Raw genomic sequence first — 3109 nt, forward strand, 5'->3', positions numbered from 1 at the left:
ATTCGGACAGATCGCCTTTAAAATCGGTAACCGGATGACTTTAGTTGCCAATACCATCAGTACAGAGGTTTGTGACAGTGACTTAAACGGTTATGAAAATATCAATCTGAACGATTATAAAAATGCATTTACCACCAATCCTGCCGTTACGGCAACTTTCCATGCAACCCTGGCAGATGCCCAAAACGGTACAAATACCATCTCCGCTACCCAGACGGTTACGGTACCGAAAACCTTTTATCTGCGGTTTGTCAGCCCAACGGAATGCGCCAATACGGGAATGATGACCATCACTCTGAAAACCCCTAAAAAATCAGACAATTTAAAAGACCGTGTCGTTTGTTCCAATGAAAAGGTACTGCTGGATGCAGGACCAGAATTCACTTCCTATGCATGGAGCACCGGAGCAACCTCACAGACCATCCAGGCAGGTGCCGGAAGCTATTACGTAGACCTTGGCTCAAACGGCTGTATGTACCGCCAGTATGTAAATGTTACGGTTTCCCAGGCTCCGGACATTACCGGCATCAATGTTACCGGATCGGGCGCTGCAATACAGGTCTCCGGCGGAACTCCGCCCTATCAGTATTCTTTAAATGGGATCGATTATCAGGTTTCCAATACTTTTACGGGGCTTACGAGAGGGATCCATACGGTTTATGTTTTAGGAAAGGACGGCTGTTCACCGGTCGTTAAGGAATTTTTAGTATTGAATCTGATTAATGCCATTACCCCGAACGGCGACGGGATTAATGATGTTCTGAATTATTCGGATTTGAGGATAAAAAAAAATGTATCCATTGAAATTTCTGACCGTTACGGGGCTTTCGTTCACAAATCTTCAGACCACATCTATACCTGGGACGGAAAATCCGGCGGCCGCACCCTTCCTACCGGAACCTACTGGTATATCCTGAAATGGACCGAGCCTGATACCCAACTGCCGGTCTCCTATTCCGGATGGGTCTTGGTTAAAAACAGAGAATAGTTATTTAAAAAAACACAGCATAACAATCCCGATGACAGAAAATCATCGGGATTTTATTTCCCCGTTTATGGAATATCTCAGAATATTAAAAATATATTAAAAATTCAATAATATTCCACATTATAGAAATTACTAATTAAATTTTATGTAAAAATTTGATTTTTAATATTTACATTTGCATCCCTATTGAGAAATATGAAAAAACTTTTACTAACCATTTGTACTTTTCTTTGTTTATTATTCAATGCACAGCTTGACACGAATCATTGGTTTGCGCCGATGGCTTCCAAGGCAGGGACTGCCAATCTGCAGGGATTTTTGTATCTGTCTACGAATGAGACGACTCCTTTTTCCGTACAGATCTACAACAGCAATTCCCTTTTTACGACAGTACAGGTAAGTAAAGGAAATCCCGCACAGGTAAGTATTCCCAATAATTTTTTAATTACGGATAATCCGTCCGACCTTTTTTCGCCTAATCCGATGGGGGTATATCTGAAAGGCAGCAAGAAGTTTTTTGCCAATTATAGGTTTTCCCTTCCCAATCACGCAGAGATCATTACATCCAAGGGGCTGGCAGGCCTCGGAACTACTTTTTATGTAGGGATGGCTCCTATTACCGGTACTGCCCTTTACGTCAATTCCACAATAGGGGTTACCGCGACTGAAGACAATACTTCCGTTGTGGTATCCGGCTATAATCCCAATGTGGTTTTCTCCGACGGTAGCTCCAGCCCTACCAAAACGTTTACGCTAAACAAGGGGGAATCGTATATTATGGATGCTTTAAGCACCGATTCGCCATTTAATCTTGACGGACTTATAGGCGCAAAGATCCAGTCGACCAAGCCAGTTTCGGTGACAAACGGTAACTTTAACGGAATTTATACCAATTTAAATTACACCAACAATGATATCCTGATGGACCAGGCCGTACCGGTTGACCGCCTGGGCAAAGAATTCGTGGTTGTAAAAGGAAACGGAACCGTAGCCTCCGAAATGGAAACGGCACTGATTGTCGCTACGCAAAACGGAACGAATATCACCATTAACGGTGTTCCTTCGGGAATTACCCTGAATGCAGGACAATATTATATGGTTCCGAGCACAAGCTATATTCAGCACGGAACCGGGGATAATTTCAATATGGGAATTTCGTCCAACAATAATATTTATGTCTATCAGCTTCTTGCAGGGGTTTCCAGTCTCAACGGAAACGAGTATGCCACCGGCGGAATGAATTTTATCCCTCCGTTAAGCTGCTACATGCCGAATAAGGTAGATGAAATCGGCTTTATTAATAAAATCGGGAGCCAGACGTTTAACACGAGATTAAACATCATTACCCAGACCGGAGCCACTGTTACTTTAAACGGCAACCCGGTCGCAGCAGCAAACGGCCCTTTCCCGGTAAGCGGAAACCCGAATTGGGTAACCTATACTGTCCTTAATGTCACAGGCACCGTCACCGTAAATTCTACAAAATCGGTAACGGCAGGGATTGCCGCAGGAAGCGGAGCCGTGGGTTACGGAGGCTATTTTGCCGGCTTTTCATCGGTTCCCGTTATTTCAAAAACCGGGGACTGCTATACAGGAGTCGTACTGCAGGTGGATAACTCTTACGACACCTATCAGTGGTATCTTAACGGAACTCTTATTCCGGGAGCAACGTCCTATTCAATAAATCCGGAAACCTACGGTGCCGGAAATTACACCTGTACCGTAACAAAAAACAATTGCGGAAGCGTTGCGACGAATTCGTATACTTATACCCTTTGTCCCCCCATTACAACGACAACTTATAATATAGGATCCTGCAGCACGAAAGTAATTTCTCCTGCATTTTCAAATTCTACGCAGGCCATCGTTCCGTCCAATACCAGCATTATTCTGGCACCGACTTCAGGAACGGCTGCGATAAATCCGGCTACCGGCCAGATTACCTATACGCCGAACCCGGGACTGACGGCTGATACTACGGATACCTTCATTTATTATGTGCAGGGAAACGGAAATCCTGCTGATTTTGAGTATTTCAAGATTATTATCAATACCCATGTTCTTCAAACGGCTAACGGTGCTTTAAGTTCATGTGCAGATCCCAATGGAAACGGCACTTTT

The 3109-nt window shown here is 44.0% G+C and carries 2 protein-coding genes; both read left to right on the forward strand.

The genetic code is table 11. The annotated features are described in order from the left end of the window. On the forward strand, positions 1–988 hold a 988-nt coding region (locus CHA01nite_RS20245; RefSeq protein ID WP_146944791.1), incomplete at its 5' end, for a T9SS type B sorting domain-containing protein. Positions 989–1183: 195 nt separating this feature from the next. Continuing rightward, on the forward strand, positions 1184–3109 hold a 1926-nt coding region (locus tag CHA01nite_RS20250), incomplete at its 3' end, for an IgGFc-binding protein (RefSeq protein ID WP_228458480.1).

The organism is Chryseobacterium hagamense (assembly GCF_007991455.1).
In the GTDB taxonomy this organism is placed as follows: domain Bacteria; phylum Bacteroidota; class Bacteroidia; order Flavobacteriales; family Weeksellaceae; genus Chryseobacterium; species Chryseobacterium hagamense.